Consider the following 17,527-nt stretch of genomic DNA (forward strand, 5'->3'; position numbering starts at 1 on the left):
TCAACCCCTTGATTCAAAAAAACTTTTATTTCTGCTCCGAGCCTTCGCGCAGGTGCGGCCAGGCGGCCAGCAGGTAGTGCACCATCGACCACAGGGTCAGCCCCGCCGCCACCAGCAGCAGCGCGTAACCGAGAATTACCCAGAAGGTCACCGCCGGCGGGTTGGCCAACAGGATCACCAGCGCCAGCATCTGCGCCGCGGTTTTCCACTTGCCGAGGTTGGACACCGCCACATGCGCCCGCGCGCCCAGCTCGGCCATCCACTCGCGCAGCGCCGAAACCACGATCTCGCGGCCGATGATCACCGCGGCCGGCAGGGTCAGCCAGAAGTTGGCGTGGGTCTGCACCAGCAGCACCAGGGCCACCGCCACCATCAGCTTGTCGGCCACAGGGTCGAGGAAGGCACCGAACGGCGTGCTCTGCTGCAGGCGGCGCGCCAGGTAGCCATCCAGCCAGTCGGTGGCGGCGGCAACGGCGAACACGCTGCTGGCGGCCATGTAGCTCCAGTGATAGGGCACATAGAACAGCAGGATGAAGATCGGGATGAGCAGGACGCGTAGAACGGTGAGCAGGTTTGGAATATTCATCGGTACGACTGGCCGCAAGTTGAGCCCGCATTCTACTCGCTATGCAGGCTGGCATAAATCGACTCGGCAAGCTTTTTACTGATGCCGGGTGCTTTGGCAATTTCATCGACACTGGCGCGGTTGAGCTCCTGCAGGCCGCCGAAATGTTTCAGCAGGTCGCGCCGGCGCTTGGGCCCTACCCCGGCCACATCCTCCAGGCTGGACACCCGGCGGGCCTTGCCGCGGCGGGCGCGGTGGCCGGTGATGGCGAAACGGTGGGCCTCGTCGCGGATCTGCTGGATCAGGTGCAAGGCTGGTGAGTCGCCCTTGAGGGTGAACTCATGGTGCACGTCGTTCAGGTACAGGGTTTCGAAACCGGCCTTGCGCGTCACGCCCTTGGCCACGCCAAGCAGGGTCAGGTCGCTGAAGCCCAGCTCCTGCATCACGTCACGGGCCATGTTCAACTGGCCTTTGCCGCCGTCCACCAGTAGCACGTCGGGCAGCTTGCCCTCGCCATCCTTGATGCGCCCGTAGCGGCGGGTCAGGGCCTGGTGCATGGCGGCGTAGTCGTCACCAGCGGTGACGCCTTCGATGTTGAAGCGGCGGTAGTCGGACTTGAGCGGGCCTTCGGGGCCGAACACCACGCAGCTGGCCACGGTGGCTTCGCCGCTGGAATGGCTGATGTCGTAGCACTCCAGGCGCTGCGGCACCTCGTCCAGGCCCAGCACCTCGGCCAGGGCCTCGAAACGTGCGGCCATGTGCTGGCGGTTGGCCAGGCGCGCATTGAGCGCCTGCTCGGCGTTGGTCACCGCCAGCTGCTGCCAGCGGGCGCGGGTACCGCGTACCCGGTGGCTGATGGTCAGCTCGCGGCCACGCAGGGTCTGCAGGGCTTCGCTGATGGCGGCGAAGTCTTCGTGCACCACGTTGACGATCAGTTCACCCGGCAATTCGCGCTCGGCATTGCCCAGGTAGTACTGGGAAAGGAACGCGGCCATCACTTCGGCTACCTCCTCCTCGATGCCTACCTGCGGGAAGAAATTCTTGCTGCCCAGCACCCGCCCGCCGCGCACGCTGATCAGGTGCACGCAGGCGCCACCGGGGTTGACGAAGGCGGCGATAACGTCGACATCGCCGCTGCCGCCTTCGATGTACTGCTGGTCCTGGACGCGGCGCAGCAAGGCGATCTGGTCGCGCAACTCGGCGGCCTTCTCGAAATTGAGGGCCATGGCGGCCTTCTCCATCTCGGCATTGAGCTCGTTGCCCAGTTGCTGGCTACGCCCTTCGAGGAACATCACCGAGTGGCGCACGTCCTCGGCATATTCCTCGGCGGTCACCAGGCCCGTGCAGGGCCCTTTGCAGCGTTTGATCTGGTACTGCAGGCATGGCCGGGTGCGGTTGGCGTAGTAGCTGTCTTCGCACTGGCGCACCGAAAAGGCCTTTTGCAGCAGGCTGAGGCTTTCGCGAATGGCGCCGGCGCTGGGGTACGGGCCAAAGTAGCGGCCCTTGGCCTTCTTCGCCCCACGGTGAATGCCCAGCCGCGGAAACTCGCCGTCGGAAAGGAACACGTAGGGGTAGGATTTGTCATCGCGCAGCAGGATGTTGTAGGGCGGCCGCCACTCCTTGATCAGGTTCTGCTCCAGCAGCAGCGCCTCGGTTTCGTTGGCGGTGATGGTGGTTTCGACCTGGGCGATGCGGGCCACCAGCGCGGCGGTCTTGGGCGCCAGGCCGGTCTTGCGGAAATAGCTGGCCAGGCGCTTTTTGAGGTTCTTGGCCTTGCCCACGTAAAGCAGCCGGGCTTCGCCGTCGAACATCCGGTAGACGCCCGGGCGACCACTGCAGGTAGCCAGGAATGCGCTGGCATCGAAAACTTGGGACATGAGGTTTTACAGGCTTGCGTCGACCATGCCGTGGCGAACGGCCAGCAAGGTCAGTTCGACGTCGCTGGTGACCGAGAGTTTTTCAAAGATCCGATAACGGTAAGTATTGACGGTCTTGGGCGAGAGGCACAACTTGTCGGAGATGATCTGCACTTTCTGGCAGCCGACGATCATCAGGGCAATCTGGATTTCCCGTTCCGACAAGGCATCGAACGGTGAGCCCTGTGGCTGGAATGGCTTCAGCGCCATCTGCTGGGCAATCTGGGGGCTGATGTAGCGCTGGCCGGCGAAGGCCAGGCGGATGGCCTGGACCATTTCGTCGAGGCCGGCGCCCTTGGTCAGGTAGCCAGCAGCGCCGGCCTGCAGCAGGCGCGTGGGGAACGGGTCTTCCTCGCACACGGTCACGGCAACCACCTTGATGTCCGGGTGGCTGCGCAGCAGCTTGCGGGTGGCCTCAAGGCCGCCGATGCCGGGCATTTTCACGTCCATCAGCACCACATCCGGCTTCAGTTCACGGGCCAGCCTGAGCGCCGACTCGCCCGAATCGCCCTCACCCACCACCTGCAGGCCATCGATGTCGGCCAGCATGCGTGTAATACCGGTTCGTACCAGATCGTGATCGTCGACCACTAAGACCCTAATCAAGCACACACCTCGTCAGCAGGGCGATTGGATCCCGCCACCTTAACAAAATTTTTCACGGCGGACCTAACGCATTCCTTCCGTAAGAAACGCCTGACGTTCAACCGTGAGCGGCCTCACTGTCTGCCGGGATTTGTCGTTGTTGGTCAAACGCCGCAACAAGTGCCAGAGTGCGGCCTGATCGTCGCACGACAACTGCCGGAAAGCCCCCAGCAAACCGGACTCATCGGCGCTCAGCCCCTCGAGCGGTGCCGGGGTGCGGATACCGCTGAGCACATATAGTGCATCCACGCCTCGGGTTGCCAATGCCGCCAGGTAATCGAGCCGCGGCGAGCGTTCACCACTCTCGTATTTGCCCTGGGCATTGGGTTCGACGCCGCCGATATCGCCAAACACGCGCTGGGTCATCCCCAGACGCTCACGCTCTTCCCGCAGCCGCGGACCGATTCCATTCATGGGGGTTCTCCTTATCCCTGATCATACTCATGTACGGCCTACCCGCTGCAGGTAGCCGTGAACGCTTGGGTTCACTATGCCGATGCTCTCCAGTGGCGACAAGCCATCATTGAGCTATTGGTCGATCGTGCGTTGCATGCGCACGAAGCATTCGTCCTCACCCATTTCAACGAAGCCGTGGCGCTGGTAGAGCACGCGCGCCGGGTTGCTGCGAAACACCATCAGCCGCAGCAGCGGCAGGTGCCGCTGGCGGGCCCACAGTGCCAACTGCTCCAGCACCCAGCTGCCGACCCCGCACCCACGGTGTTCGGGTAGCAGGTGCAACTCGCGAATGAACAGCGCCTGGCGGTCCTGGCTGAGGCTGCAGAAGCCGAGTACCGCGTCGCCATCGGTCACCAGCCACTGCTCGCGCCAGTCCCAGGCTTCGTCGAAGGCTTCCTCTAGCCACAGCAGGTCGTATTCGCGGTAGTACGGCAGCATCGCGCGGCGCGTGAGGTCTCGGGCGAAGGTGCGGTGGGTGTCGTTGGCGGGGGTCAGTTTCAGGGACATCACATTTCATACTCTTCGGTTTGCCAGGTCCGGCCCTATCGCCAGCACAACGAATATCAATCATGGGGCGTAGCACACGGGCGAACTGCCGGGCCCACGCCGGTCCAGTTCGTCCTCCAGCCATTCAGCCAGCACCCGGGCATTGTTGTGCTCGGTATCCTTGCCCGCATAAAGCAATGTCAGCGTGCCCTTTCCGGCCAGATCCAGCAGCGGGTACCAGTGCTCGGGGTGGGCCGCCAGCTCTTGCTGGTAACGCTGGATGAAGCCGGCGAAATCCACTTCACCCTGGTGAAACGCCTTGCGCAACTCATCCGAGGGTGCAACTTCGCGCAACCACTGCCCGTGCAGGTCTTCCTTGCGCTTGTTGCGCGGCCAAAGGCGATCGACCAGCACGCGCTGACCGTCGTCTTGCTCAACCGCATCGTAGACACGCTTGCAGCGAATCATGGGTTTCTCCTGCCACTACCGTCCGTCTTGAGCCTAGATAAATCATTGATCGAGGTCACGGCCGGGTTACGAATTGTTTCTATGCTCAAGGCCTTCGGCACCCTTGCCCCACCCCGACCGGAGCCACCATGGCAACCCCTTCACTGGCCAGCCTGCCGCAACTGGCCCAACGCGATGCCCGCCCGCAACTTGCCCACAAGCCCGGGCGAGCCACCCTGGTGTTGTTCTTCGGCCTGCTGCTGGCCGGTATCGCCTACACCGCCTGGAGCCTGAAGCAGGATGTGACGGCCAGCGGCACGGTAATCACCACGGTCACGCCATTCCTGCTGCTGGGCCTGGCATTGCTGATTGCACTGGGCTTCGAGTTCGTCAATGGCTTCCATGACACCGCCAACGCAGTGGCCACCGTCATCTACACCCACTCGTTGCCTGCCCCCGTCGCCGTGGTCTGGTCCGGGCTGTGCAACTTCCTCGGCGTGCTGCTTTCCAGTGGCGCGGTGGCGTTCGGCATCATCGCCCTGCTGCCGGTGGAGCTGATTCTGCAGGTCGGCTCCTCGGCCGGTTTCGCCATGGTCTTCGCCCTGCTGCTGGCAGCGATCATCTGGAACCTCGGCACCTGGTGGCTGGGCCTGCCGGCCTCATCCTCGCACACCCTGATCGGTTCGATCATCGGCGTGGGCGTGGCCAATGCCCTGATGCACGGGCGCGACGGCACCAGTGGCGTGGACTGGGCCCAGGCCAGCAAGGTCGGTTATGCCCTGCTGTTCTCGCCACTGATCGGCTTTGCCTGTGCCGCCCTGTTGCTGCTGGCCCTGCGCGCGCTGGTCAAGCGCAAGGCGCTGTACCAGGCGCCGGAAGGCCAGACACCACCACCGTTGTGGATTCGCGGTGTACTGATCCTGACCTGCACCGGGGTGTCCTTTGCCCACGGCTCTAACGACGGCCAGAAAGGCATGGGCCTGATCATGCTGATTCTGGTTGGCACCCTGCCGATGGCTTACGCATTGAACAAGACCATGCCCAATGAACAGGCCCTGCAATTTTCCGCGGTCGCCGAGGTTACCCGCCAGGCACTGGTGCGCGGCGCCCCGCAAGCAGCACCGGCCGACCCACGCCAGGTGCTGACCACGTTCATTGCCGAGCCCAGGGCCAACCCGCAACTGATACCGGCGCTGGCGGCACTGACCGGCATGATCGGCGAAGAGGTCAAAGGTTATGGCTCGCTCAAGCGGGTACCGGCCGAAGCCATGGCCAACGTACGCAACGACATGTACCTGACCAGCGAAGCCATCCGCCTGATCGAGAAGAACCAGCTGGTGGTATTCGATGCAGGTACACGCAGCCAGGTGCTGCTGTTCAAGACCCAGCTGGATGATGCCACCCGCTACATCCCGCTGTGGGTGAAAGTGGCCGTGGCCATCGCACTGGGGCTGGGCACCATGGTCGGCTGGCGGCGCATCGTGGTGACGGTAGGCGAGAAGATCGGCAAGACCCACCTCAGCTATGCCCAGGGGGCTTCGGCCGAAGTGGTGGCAATGTGCACCATTGGTGCGGCGGACATGTTCGGGTTGCCGGTGTCGACTACCCATGTGCTGAGTTCCGGGGTGGCCGGGACCATGGTGGCCAACGGGTCGGGGATTCAGAAGCGCACGCTGGTCAACCTGCTGATGGCCTGGGTGCTGACCTTGCCGGCAGCGATGCTGTTGGCCGGCAGCCTGTACTGGCTTCTGCACCACATCTTCTGAGGCTGGAAACAGTTTCGCCTTCACTGGCCCTATCGCCGGCAAGCCAGCTCCCAAAGGAACACCACAGAGCTCAAGCCCTGTGCATTATCTGTAGGAGCCGGCTTGCCGGCGATAGGGCCCTTACAGCCAACCTCACCCTGGAATTTTCAGCCCGCGTTGCACGGCCGGCCGCTCGAGGAACGCCGCCAGCACTCGCTGCACTTCCTTGAACTGATCGAAGCCAACCAGGTCTCGGGCGTTGTAACGCTCAACCAGGTTACGCACCCACGGGAAGATCGCGATATCGGCAATGCTGTACTCGTCGACCATCCATTCCCGGCCCTTCAGATGCCGCTCCAGAACACCAAGCAGGCGCTTGGACTCATTGACATAACGGTCCCGCGGGCGCTTGTCCTCGTATTCCTTGCCAGCAAAGAAATGGAAGAATCCGACCTGGCCGAACATCGGCCCGATGCCACCCATCTGGAACATCAGCCACTGCAAGGTCTGGTAACGCTGGGCCGGGTCCTGGCTGAGCAACTGGCCGCTCTTCTCTGCCAGGTACTGCAGGATCGCCCCCGACTCGAACAGCGGCAGCGGCTGGCCGCCCGGGCCATTGGGGTCGAGGATGGCGGGGATCTTGTTGTTGGCGCTGAGCGAGATGAACTCGGGGCTCAGCTGGTCATCGTTGTCGAAGCTGACCTTGTGCGGCTCATAGGCCAGGCCGATCTCTTCGAGCATGATCGACACCTTGACGCCGTTGGGCGTCGGCAGCGAATACAGCTGCAGGCGCTCGGGGTGTCTGGCGGGCCACTTGCGGGTAATGGGGAAAGCACTGAGATCGGTCATGATCAACCTGGCCTGGGGAATGAACCTCTCACTCTAGAGACATCCCCGGCCGCTGACCATCACCGACCACTCATCAGCACCGGCGGCTCAGGCCTGGCCGTGGGCCTTGAGCTTGAGCTTTTCGGTATCGACGCGAACGAACACCGAGTCGGCAGTCACTGTCAGCACATCGTCGGCCCAGACTTCGCAGAGCACCCGGGTCTTGCGCCCCACCTCACCTTCCACACGCGCCTTGAGCAACAATTCGACGCCCATGGGTGTGGGCTTGAGGTAGTTCAGGCCAAGGCTGCCAGTGACACAGTCGATGCGCGGCAAGCTGCCCGCTTCGCGACCTTCGTTGCGGTAGTGGTAAGCCATTGCCGTCCAGTTGGAGTGGCAGTCGACCAGCATCGCCAGCAGCCCGCCGTAGACCAGGCCGGGCCAGCCGATGAAGGTGCTGTCGGGCGCGTGCCGGCACACGAGGTGGATGCCGTCGTCGTCCCAGCGGCTTTGCAGGTGCAGGCCGCTGGGGTGGGAGCAACCGCAGCCGTAGCAAGTGCCGTCGGGTGCGGCGAGGGCCTGGAGGGAAAGGGGGTGGTCGTTCATACGCTTCCTGTGCTTATTGATATGGGGGGCGCGCAACGCCCCCACATTAAAGCAGAAACATCAGGCCGTCTGGGCAACCACCCTGGCGCGCCGCTGGGTCAGCGAAACCAGCAGGATGAACGCGGTCACCCCGGCGGTCATCAGCGTCTCGTAGCGGTAGGCATCGCTGAACAGCATGTAGCCCAGCACCATGACGATGGTGCCGATCACCAGCCAGGTCAGCCATGGGAACAGCCACATCTTCAGCTCCAGCGGCCGCCCTTCGCGCTCGGCACGGGCCCGCATGCGCAGCTGCGAAACGGCAATCACCAGGTACACCAGCAAGGCGATGGCGCCGGTGGTGGACAGCAGGAATCCGAATACCTTGCCCGGGAACACATAGTTGACGAAGCACCCGGCAAAGCCGGCCAGGGTTGAGAAGATGACCGCCACGGTCGGTACGCCCGAGCCGGAGATACGCTTGGTAACGCTCAGCGCCTGGCCACGGGCGCCCAGCGAATAGAGCATGCGCGACGCAGTGTACAGGCCCGAGTTCATGCAACTGGTCACGGCAACCAGCACCACGATATCCACCAGCAGCTTGGCGCCCGGCACGTTCAGCACTTCCAGCACGCGCTGGAACGAACCTACCGCTTTGAGACCCGGGTCGTTCCACGCCACAAGCGACACCACAAGGAAGATCGACGCCAGGTAGAAGATGGCGATGCGGTACACAACAAGGTTGGTAGCGCGGCGGATCTTGTCTTTCGGGTTGGCGGTTTCGTCAGCGGCGATGGTGACGATTTCGGCGCCGAAGAACGAGAAGATGGTGATCAGTACGCCGCCGAGCACGGTGCCGAAACCGTTGGGCATGAAGCCGCCGTTGTCCCACAACCGGCTGACCCCGGACACCTCGGCCAGCGGCCAGACGCCGAACACCGCCAGGCTGCTGACCACGATGAAGGCGATGATCGCCACCACCTTGACCAGCGCGAACCAGTACTCGAAGGCACCGAAGTTCTTCACGCTGATCAGGTTGGTACCCGACAGCACCAGCATGATCAGGAAGGCGAACAGCCACGACGGCACGCCAGGGAAGTAGGCATGCAGGATGTCGGCGCCGGCAATGGCCTCGACCGGAATGATCAGTACCCAGAACCACCAGTACAGCCAGCCGATGGTAAAGCCCGCCCAAGGGCCGATGGCTTCGGAGGCATAGGTGGAAAACGAGCCGCTGTTGGGGTTGGCGATGGCCATTTCACCCAGCATGCGCATCACCAGCAAGACCAGCAGGCCAGTCATGGCGTAGGAGATGAGGATGGCCGGGCCGGCGGTGGCGATGGCGTTGGAAGAACCGATGAACAGGCCGGCGCCGATGATGCCGGCGATGGAGATCATGGATACCTGACGGGACGTCAGGCCGTGCTGCAGGGAGCGCTGTTTGTTGTTTGGCGAAGCCATGAAGAACCCTCGAATGGGTCGGCCGCAGCGGGGCGGCTGAAGACTGGAGCAGAATTCTTATAAATTTCTGATGTTCGTTTTTGTTGTTTTGCAGATGCCGGAAGCGGGTACTGACCTCCTCTTCGCACGACCGGTTGTAATCGTTGATCCAGGTCAGTATTAATCTATAGGCCGAGGTCAACAAACGACCTTTTCGAAACACATGATTCCGTTATGGAATGAACTCCTTCCTTTTTTGCTCGGTATTTGCCCGTCATGTCCAAACGCCTGATGCCTTCGACCACCGCCCTTCAGTGCTTCGAAGCGGCCGCCCGCCACCTCAGCTTCACCCGCGCGGCCCAGGAACTGCACCTCACCCAGAGCGCCGTCAGCAAGCAGGTGGCGCAGCTCGAGGACATGCTGTCGCACTCGCTGTTCCAGCGCATTCGCCGGCGCCTGCACCTGACCCCGGCTGGCGCGCTGTACCTCACCGAAGTGAACAAGATCCTCACCCAGATCGACATTTCCAGCCGCTACATCCTCAGCTACGGCGACGAGACCGAAGTGCTGCGCATCGCCACCCAGCCCACCTTCGGCGCGCGCTGGCTGGTACCTCGGCTGAAGGGTTTTGGCGACCGCTACCCGCGCATTCACCTGGATATCCGCAATGAGCTGGAGCCGTTCGACCTGGTCCAGGCCAAGGCCGACATTGCGTTTTTCTTCGGCCAGGGCACCTGGCCCGGGGCAACCTGCATCGAGCTGTTCAGCGAGGAAGTGGTGCCGGTGTGCAGCCCGCAGCTGCTGGCCAACCACCGGTTCAACAGCGCCCAGGCGCTGACCGAACACCGCCTGTTGCAGTGCGTGTCGCGCCCGGAGGCCTGGCACGAATGGTTCCTGGGGCTGGGGCTGCATAGCCAGAACAGCTACCACGGGCCCCGCTTCGACACGTTCTACCTGTGCATCCGCGCGGCCATTGCCGGCTGCGGCATCGCCCTGATTCCGCGCTACCTGGTGGCCGAAGAGTTGAGCGAGGGCAAGCTGGTGGTGGCCTGGGACCACCCGGTGGCGAGCAATGGCCGGCACTTCATCGCCCATGCCGAGCATGCGGCCGAAGTGCCCAAGGTCAGGGCCTTCGTGCAGTGGATTCGGGAGCGGGTGGCCGAGGGGGACTGATATCACATGGGCGGGCCTCTTCGCGGGTAAACCCGCTCCCACAGGGATCGCACACATTTCAAGCGTGGCGCCGTACCTGTGGGAGCGGGTTTACCCGCGAAGAGGCCAGTGCTAGTAATACAAAATCAGCCAAGATCAAGAATCCAGGGAATGACCGCAATCGAATAATTCGTTTGCGGAATAACCTGCCAACACGCTTGGATAATAAGAAATTCGAACAAAGGTCCGCGTGCCCATGAACCAGGAAAGTATCAGCCAATCCATTGCCATCGTTCACCCGATCACACTTTCCCATGGCCGTAATGCCGAAGTCTGGGACACCGACGGCAAACGCTACATCGACTTCGTCGGCGGTATCGGTGTACTCAACCTGGGCCACTGCAACCCGGCCGTGGTCGAAGCGATCCAGGCCCAGGCCGCTCGCCTGACCCACTACGCCTTCAACGCAGCCCCCCACGGCCCATACCTGGCGCTGATGGAACAACTGAGCCAATTCGTACCGGTCAGCTACCCATTGGCCGGCATGCTCACCAACAGCGGCGCGGAAGCTGCGGAAAACGCCCTGAAAGTGGCCCGTGGTGCCACCGGCAAACGCGCCATCATCGCCTTCGACGGCGGCTTCCACGGTCGCACCCTGGCCACCCTGAACCTCAACGGCAAGGTCGCCCCATACAAGCAGCGGGTCGGTGAACTGCCGGGGCCGGTGTACCACCTGCCCTACCCCAGCGCCGACACCGGGGTTACCTGCGAACAGGCCCTCAAGGCCATGGACCGCCTGTTCAGCGTCGAGCTGGCAGTGGAGGACGTGGCGGCGTTCATCTTCGAGCCGGTGCAGGGCGAAGGCGGCTTCCTCGCCCTTGACCCAGCCTTCGCCCAGGCCCTGCGCCGCTTCTGCGACGAGCACGGCATCCTGATCATCATCGACGAGATCCAGTCGGGCTTCGGCCGCACCGGCCAGCGCTTCGCCTTCCCGCGTCTGGGCATCGAGCCCGACCTGCTGCTGTTGGCCAAGAGCATTGCCGGCGGCATGCCGCTGGGTGCGGTGGTCGGGCGCAAGGAGTTGATGGCAGCGCTGCCCAAGGGCGGCCTGGGTGGCACCTACTCAGGCAACCCGATCGCCTGCGCAGCGGCCCTGGCCAGTCTGGCGCAGATGACCGACGAGAACGTCGCTACCTGGGGTGAGCGCCAGGAGCAGGCAATCGTGCGCCGCTTCGAGCGTTGGAAGGCCTCGGGACTGAGCCCGTTCATCGGCCGCCTCACCGGCGTCGGCGCGATGCGCGGGATCGAGTTCGTCAATGCCGACGGCAGCCCGGCACCGGCGCAACTGGCCAAGGTGATGGAAGCGGCGCGGGCCAAGGGCCTGTTGCTGATGCCCAGCGGCAAGGCGCGGCAGATCATCCGCCTGCTGGCACCGCTGACCATCGAGGCCGAAGTGCTCGAGGAGGGCCTGGATATCCTCGAGCAGTGCCTGGCGGAGCTGGGCTCCTGAGAGGAACGGGGGCTTAAAGACCCAGTTCCTGCGGGGTGAGCATGTCGGACTCGAAGGCAATCCAGCCGCCTTCGAGTTCGGCGTGCCCGTTGACGATCGGGCCGTAGTAGGTCAGGCCGTTCTCCAGGGTCACGCAGATGTGCGTGGCGTTCTTTTCGGGGGCTGCGAGCGTACCGACGAAATGCACCTTCTTCAGCGTTTCGGTCACCGCTTCCAGACCAACGCGCATATTGGGGTTTTCCGAGGCCTCGGCGTCGCCGCCACGGTCTTCGGCGCTGACGGTGATGGTGGCGATGTACGGGTACTTGGTGCTCAAGCGGGTTACCTCTGTGGGTGTATAGGCGTATGGGCGCGTAGAGTACGGCAGGTGATCTCTATTGTCTCTACTGGCCTCTTCGCGGGTAAACCCGCTCCTACAGTGACCGCACATTGCCCAAGGCCTGCGCAGTATCCGCGAAGAGGCCGGGCCTGCGAAAGGTGATCTGAGAGGCCCGATCTGTTAGGGTGCCCGCCGATGCACGCCACACCACACGAGGATCCCGAGTGAGCGCCGAAGAACCCCTGATCGCCGACCTGTTCGAAGTCGACAAACGCCTGTCCCTCAAGCCCGTGGTGGACTTCAACAGCTACCTGCGCAACGCCTTCGGCGAAGGCCCGTGCCGTTGCCATCGCTGCACCGAAGGGGGCGAACAAGGCACCTACAGCCACGCCCACACCTTCACCTTCGACGGCCGCCAATGGCACCGCCGCTTTGCCAGCACCTCCGGCAGCGACGTCGCCCAAGCCCTGAAAAAGGCCTGGCTGTCGTACACCAAGGCCGATCTCAACCTGGTCGGCGCACTGGACCTGGCCACCCTCAAGACCTTCACCGAAGCGGCCCTGCACACGCGCCTGCTGGCCCTGCTGCCTGCCAGCGGCCTGGCCCGCGAAGTGGATGGCCAGTGGCTGCTGCAAGCCCTGGCCGACTGACGGCCCGGCGGTAAAGCAGGATTCTCCCGTTCTGCTACCGTGGGAGAATCCGCTCATCCGCAGGTAGTCCGCCATGGCCCGTACAACGCCCATCGAGCTGTATCGCAATATCGGTATCGTCGCCCACGTGGACGCCGGCAAGACCACGACCACCGAGCGGATCCTGTTCTACACCGGGGTCAACCACAAGATGGGCGAAGTGCACGATGGTGCCGCGACCATGGACTGGATGGCCCAGGAGCAGGAGCGCGGCATCACCATCACCTCGGCGGCGACCACTGCCTTCTGGCAGGGCTCGACCAAGCAGTTCGCCCACAAGTATCGCTTCAACATCATTGACACCCCGGGCCACGTCGACTTCACCATCGAGGTGGAGCGCTCGCTGCGCGTGCTCGATGGCGCGGTAGTGGTGTTCAGCGGCGCGGACGGGGTCGAACCGCAGTCCGAGACCGTATGGCGCCAGGCCAACAAGTACCACGTGCCCCGCCTGGCCTACATCAACAAGATGGACCGCCAGGGCGCCGACTTCCTGCGCGTGGTCAAGCAGATCGACCAGCGCCTGGGCCACCACCCGGTGCCGATCCAGCTGGCCATCGGCAGTGAAGAGAACTTCATCGGCCAGATCGACCTGGTGAAGATGAAGGCCATCTACTGGAACGATGCCGACCAGGGCACCAGCTACCGCGAAGAAGACATCCCTGCCGAGCTGCAGGCACTGGCCGACGAGTGGCGCGCGCACATGGTCGAGGCAGCGGCCGAGGCCAATGACGAGCTCACCATGAAGTTTCTCGAAGGTCAGGAACTGAGCGTCGACGAAATCAAGGCCGCACTGCGCCAACGCACCATCGCCAACGAAATCGTGCCGACCATCCTCGGCTCGTCGTTCAAGAACAAGGGCGTGCCACTGATGCTCGATGCGGTCATCGACTACCTGCCCGCCCCGTCGGAGATTCCGGCCATCAAGGGCACCGACCCGGATGACGAAGAAAAGCACCTGGAGCGACACGCCGACGACAGCGAGCCGTTCTCGGCCCTGGCATTCAAGATCGCCACCGACCCGTTCGTCGGCACCCTGACCTTCGCCCGGGTGTACTCCGGCGTGCTCAGCTCCGGCAACGCGGTGCTCAACTCGGTAAAGGGCAAGAAGGAACGCATCGGCCGCATGGTGCAGATGCATGCCAACCAGCGCGCCGAAATCAAGGATGTGTGCGCCGGCGACATCGCCGCGCTGATCGGCATGAAGGACGTGACCACCGGCGACACCCTGTGCGACATGGACAAGCCGATCATCCTCGAACGCATGGACTTCCCCGACCCGGTAATTTCCGTGGCGGTGGAGCCGAAGACCAAGGCCGACCAGGAAAAAATGGGCATCGCCCTGGGCAAGCTGGCCCAGGAAGACCCGTCATTCCGCGTGCGCACCGACGAGGAGACCGGCCAGACCATTATCTCGGGCATGGGCGAGTTGCACCTGGACATCATCGTCGACCGCATGCGCCGCGAGTTCAACGTCGAGGCCAACATTGGCAAGCCACAGGTGGCCTACCGAGAGAAAATCCGCAACACCTGCGAGATCGAGGGCCGCTTCGTCCGCCAGTCCGGCGGCCGGGGCCAGTACGGCCACTGCTGGATCCGCTTCGCCCCCGGCGACGAGGGCAAGGAAGGCCTGGAGTTCATCAACGAGATCGTTGGCGGCGTGGTCCCACGCGAATACATCCCGGCTATCCAGAAAGGCATCGAGGAGCAGATGAAGAACGGCGTGCTGGCCGGCTACCCGCTGATCAACCTGAAGGCGGCGGTGTTCGACGGCTCGTACCACGATGTCGACTCGAACGAAATGGCCTACAAGATCGCCGCCTCGATGGCCACCAAGCAGCTGTCGCAGAAAGGTGGGGCGGTGTTGCTGGAGCCGGTGATGAAGGTGGAAGTGGTGACCCCGGAGGAGTACCAGGGTGACATCCTCGGCGACCTGAGCCGGCGCCGCGGGATGATCCAGGACGGTGACGAAACGCCGGCCGGCAAGGTGATCCGTGCCGAGGTGCCGCTGGGCGAGATGTTCGGCTACGCCACCTCGATGCGCTCCATGACCCAGGGCCGGGCCAGCTTCTCGATGGAGTTCACCCGTTATGCCGAGGCACCGGCGAGCATTGCCGATGCCATCGTCAAGAAGAACCGCGGGGAGTGATTCGTTCGCCTGTGCTGGCCTCTTCGCGGCTAAAGCCGCTCCTACAGGGGATATGCGTTCCCTGTGGGAGCGGCTTTAGCCGCGAAGAGGCCAGCACAGGCAACAACCCTTCTCAGTGCTGCTCCCCAGCCCGCTTCAGCAGCTTCTTGCAGCGCTCGGACAAATGCACCACCCGCAACTGCTTGCCCGCCCTCGCATACCGCTCCCGCAAGGTCTTCAACGCCGCAATCGCCGAATAATCGACAAAGCTCAAATGCTGGCAATCCAGGGTCACCTTGTCCGGGTCGTTAGCCGGGTCGAACTGGTTCAGGAACACCGTAGTCGAGGCAAAGAACAGCGTGCCATGCACCTGGTAATGCTTGCCCTCCTCTGCATCCTCATGGCTGTCGGCATACAGCTCCCGCGCATGCTGCCAGGCAAAGTTCACCGCCGCGATGACGATGCCGAACAGCACCGCCACGGCCAGATCGGTGAACACGGTGACCACGGTCACCGCGATGATCGCCAGCACATCGCTCAGCGGCACCTTGTGCAGCACCCGCAAAGACGCCCAGGCAAAGGTCTGCTGCGCCACCACGAACATCACCCCGACCAGCGCCGCCAGCGGAATACGCTCGATCAACGGCGACAGGAACAACACGAACAGCAAGACCATAACCCCGGCCACCACCCCCGATAGCCGACCACGGCCATTGGAGCTGAGGTTGATCATGGTCTGGCCGATCATCGCGCAACCACCCATGCCACCGCACAGGCCGGAAACCATGTTGGCCGCGCCCAGCGCCACGCACTCGCGGTCCGGGTAGCCACGGCTCTCGGTGATTTCATCGGTCAGGTTGAGCGTAAGCAGGGTCTCAAGCAGGCCGACCATGGCCATCAGCACCGCATAGGGGGCGATGATCTTGAGGGTCTCGAGGTTCCACGGCACGTCCGGCAGGGCCAGCTGCGGCAGGCCACCGGCGATGCGCGCCATATCGCCCAGGGTGCGTGTGGGCAGGCCAAGCAGGTACACCAGCAAACCAACGCCAAGGATCGCCACCAGCGCTGGCGGCACCGTACGGGTCAACTTCGGCAGCACGTAGACCACCGCCATGGTCAGCGCCACCAGTCCAATCATCAGGTACAGCGGCGTACCGCTGAGCCAGTGCCCGCCCTCCTTGAAGTGTTCCAGTTGGGCCAAGGCGATAACGATGGCCAGGCCGTTGACGAAGCCGAGCATCACCGGGTAAGGCACCAACCGCACCAGCTTGCCCAGGCGCAGCAAGCCGAACAGGATCATCACTACGCCGCCCAGCAAAACCGTGGCCAGCAGGTACTGCGCACCGTGCTGCACCACCAGCGCAACGATCACCACCGCCATCGAGCCGGCGGCACCGGAAATCATCCCCGGTCGACCACCGAAAAGCGCCGTCAGGGTGCAGATGATGAAGGCGCCATACAGGCCCATCAGCGGGTTCAGGTGAGCCACCAGGGCAAAGGCGATGCACTCGGGCACCAAGGCGAACGAGGTGGTCAGGCCGGCGAGCACGTCGGCGCGAAGTCGGGCGGGTTTCATGGGCATCCTGTGAGGCAATCCGGGCGGACGGTACAAAAACAAGGGGCGCGATGTTACGGAATTTGTCTGACAGCGGCCACCGCTCAAGGGGTTCTGTAACGTGAAACCAGCAGAAGCTGGGCAAATTTGCCATCATGAACATTCCCCCTGCGGAGATCATGGACATGCCGCTACGCCCCCTATTCGCCGCCTTGCTGCTGGCCGCCAGCCTCACCGCCCAGGCCGCCACCGAGGTATTGCCGCTACAACACCGCAGCAGCGCCGAACTGCTGCCCGCCGCCCAGGCATTCATCGGCAAGGACGGCACGGTCAGCGCCTTCGAGAACAAGCTGATCGTCAACGCCAGCCCCGAACGCATCGACGACCTGCGCACCCTGCTGCAACAACTGGATACCGCACCCAAGCGCCTGCTGATCAGCGTCGACAACAACGACAGCAACTTCCAGGACAACCGTGGCAACGCGCGCGTCATCCACTATGGCACCAGCAACCGTGACGGCGGCATGCAGCAGATTCAGGCCAGCGAAGGCCAGCCGGCGCTGATCCAGATTGGCCAGAGCATCCCGATCACCAGCACCAGCACCGACGGCTACGGGCGCATCCAGAGCAATACCGAATACCGCAACGTGACCCAGGGTTTCTACGTCACCCCCAGCTTGAGTGGCGATACGGTTCGTCTGCAAATAAGCACGAATAATGACCGTATCAGCCAGGAACGTGCTGATGTAGTGAAAGTGCAAAGCACCGACACGACAATTACCGGAAAGCTCGGAGAATGGATCACCCTGGCCGGCTACAACCAGCAGAGCCAAGCCGACCGTAGCGCCTCAAGCCACAGTTACAGCACCCAACGGGGTGAAAACATGACTTTGCGCGTCAAAGTCGACCTTCTCGACTAATCCCAGGCAATTCAAGGCCTCGACCAAAGGCCTTGAAACTGACTGCCAAGTCGCATTAGACCAAAGATGTAGTAAGTGAAAAAAACCACTACAAAACATTTGACAGGGTCTTTTTCCCAAGGGCATGATGGCCTCGCTCCCGCT

At 63.1% G+C, this 17,527-nt stretch carries 17 protein-coding genes; 6 read left to right on the forward strand and 11 right to left on the reverse strand.

The features are described from left to right. Nucleotides 1–25 precede the first annotated feature (25 nt). The 6 genes from pgsA to MJ643_RS05145 all read right to left on the reverse strand — a co-directional run bounded on the left by pgsA (nt 26) and on the right by MJ643_RS05145 (nt 4,536). Nucleotides 26–586: a CDP-diacylglycerol--glycerol-3-phosphate 3-phosphatidyltransferase gene (gene pgsA / locus MJ643_RS05120; RefSeq protein WP_013973364.1), complete on the reverse strand. Its 561-nt coding sequence runs from the start codon at nt 584–586 to the stop codon at nt 26–28. A gap of 32 nt (nt 587–618) precedes the next feature. Further along, complete coding sequence (uvrC, locus tag MJ643_RS05125) at nt 619–2,442, reverse strand: excinuclease ABC subunit UvrC (protein WP_013973365.1); 1,824 nt, start codon at nt 2,440–2,442, stop codon at nt 619–621. A 6-nt stretch (nt 2,443–2,448) separates the two neighbouring features. Then, a complete protein-coding gene (uvrY, locus tag MJ643_RS05130) occupies nt 2,449–3,087 on the reverse strand; it encodes a UvrY/SirA/GacA family response regulator transcription factor (RefSeq protein ID WP_015271036.1) in 639 nt (212 codons plus the stop codon). A gap of 63 nt (nt 3,088–3,150) precedes the next feature. Next, a complete protein-coding gene (locus tag MJ643_RS05135) occupies nt 3,151–3,540 on the reverse strand; it encodes a helix-turn-helix domain-containing protein (protein ID WP_023661749.1) in 390 nt (129 codons plus the stop codon). A 114-nt stretch (nt 3,541–3,654) separates the two neighbouring features. Then, nucleotides 3,655–4,089, reverse strand: a complete 435-nt coding sequence (locus MJ643_RS05140) for a GNAT family N-acetyltransferase (RefSeq protein ID WP_024087404.1) — start codon at nt 4,087–4,089, stop codon at nt 3,655–3,657. Nucleotides 4,090–4,149: 60 nt separating this feature from the next. Beyond that, a complete protein-coding gene (locus MJ643_RS05145; RefSeq protein ID WP_013973369.1) occupies nt 4,150–4,536 on the reverse strand; it encodes a DUF488 family protein in 387 nt (128 codons plus the stop codon). A gap of 128 nt (nt 4,537–4,664) precedes the next feature. Here MJ643_RS05145 and MJ643_RS05150 point away from each other — a divergent pair, with 128 nt between their 5' ends. Then, nucleotides 4,665–6,281 (forward strand): inorganic phosphate transporter, encoded by a 1,617-nt coding sequence (locus MJ643_RS05150; protein ID WP_013973370.1) that lies wholly within the window; start codon nt 4,665–4,667, stop codon nt 6,279–6,281. Between the two features lie 132 nt (nt 6,282–6,413). On the opposite strand, the gene MJ643_RS05155 is transcribed toward MJ643_RS05150, so the two are convergent. The 3 genes from MJ643_RS05155 to MJ643_RS05165 form a co-directional block, all read right to left on the reverse strand. After that, nucleotides 6,414–7,109 (reverse strand): glutathione S-transferase N-terminal domain-containing protein, encoded by a 696-nt coding sequence (locus MJ643_RS05155; RefSeq protein WP_024087405.1) that lies wholly within the window; start codon nt 7,107–7,109, stop codon nt 6,414–6,416. 87 nt (nt 7,110–7,196) lie between these two features. Further along, nucleotides 7,197–7,694, reverse strand: a complete 498-nt coding sequence (locus tag MJ643_RS05160) for a PaaI family thioesterase (protein WP_013973372.1) — start codon at nt 7,692–7,694, stop codon at nt 7,197–7,199. Between the two features lie 60 nt (nt 7,695–7,754). Further along, nucleotides 7,755–9,134, reverse strand: coding sequence for an amino acid permease (locus MJ643_RS05165; RefSeq protein WP_013973373.1), 1,380 nt, complete (start codon nt 9,132–9,134; stop codon nt 7,755–7,757). 255 nt (nt 9,135–9,389) lie between these two features. On the opposite strand from MJ643_RS05165, the gene gcvA reads away from it, so the two are divergent. Together gcvA and MJ643_RS05175 are read left to right on the forward strand one after the other, a co-directional pair. After that, nucleotides 9,390–10,286: a transcriptional regulator GcvA gene (gcvA, locus tag MJ643_RS05170; RefSeq protein ID WP_013973374.1), complete on the forward strand. Its 897-nt coding sequence runs from the start codon at nt 9,390–9,392 to the stop codon at nt 10,284–10,286. Between the two features lie 235 nt (nt 10,287–10,521). Then, nucleotides 10,522–11,775 (forward strand): aspartate aminotransferase family protein, encoded by a 1,254-nt coding sequence (locus tag MJ643_RS05175; RefSeq protein WP_013973375.1) that lies wholly within the window; start codon nt 10,522–10,524, stop codon nt 11,773–11,775. Between the two features lie 13 nt (nt 11,776–11,788). Here the strand turns inward: MJ643_RS05175 and MJ643_RS05180 are convergent, their stop codons facing one another. Further along, nucleotides 11,789–12,091 carry a hypothetical protein gene (locus MJ643_RS05180; protein WP_013973376.1) on the reverse strand — a complete coding sequence of 101 codons (303 nt, stop codon included), beginning with the start codon at nt 12,089–12,091 and terminating at the stop codon, nt 11,789–11,791. A 227-nt stretch (nt 12,092–12,318) separates the two neighbouring features. Between MJ643_RS05180 and MJ643_RS05185 the strand changes: the two genes are divergently transcribed. Together MJ643_RS05185 and fusA are read left to right on the forward strand one after the other, a co-directional pair. Then, complete coding sequence (locus MJ643_RS05185) at nt 12,319–12,744, forward strand: hypothetical protein (protein WP_208209409.1); 426 nt, start codon at nt 12,319–12,321, stop codon at nt 12,742–12,744. A 73-nt stretch (nt 12,745–12,817) separates the two neighbouring features. Then, on the forward strand, nt 12,818–14,929 hold the full coding sequence (fusA, locus tag MJ643_RS05190) for an elongation factor G (RefSeq protein WP_013973378.1): 2,112 nt from the start codon (nt 12,818–12,820) through the stop codon (nt 14,927–14,929). A 112-nt stretch (nt 14,930–15,041) separates the two neighbouring features. On the opposite strand, the gene MJ643_RS05195 is transcribed toward fusA, so the two are convergent. Further along, the gene (locus MJ643_RS05195) at nt 15,042–16,484 is read right to left on the reverse strand and encodes a SulP family inorganic anion transporter (protein WP_023660663.1); all 1,443 of its coding nucleotides are present in this window, start codon (nt 16,482–16,484) and stop codon (nt 15,042–15,044) included. A 164-nt stretch (nt 16,485–16,648) separates the two neighbouring features. Between MJ643_RS05195 and MJ643_RS05200 the strand changes: the two genes are divergently transcribed. Next, the gene (locus tag MJ643_RS05200) at nt 16,649–17,383 is read left to right on the forward strand and encodes a secretin N-terminal domain-containing protein (protein ID WP_024087406.1); all 735 of its coding nucleotides are present in this window, start codon (nt 16,649–16,651) and stop codon (nt 17,381–17,383) included. The last annotated feature ends 144 nt before the right edge of the window (nt 17,384–17,527 follow it).

Source organism: Pseudomonas sp. PNPG3 (genome assembly GCF_023093815.1).
Taxonomy (GTDB): Bacteria; Pseudomonadota; Gammaproteobacteria; order Pseudomonadales; family Pseudomonadaceae; genus Aquipseudomonas; species Aquipseudomonas asiatica.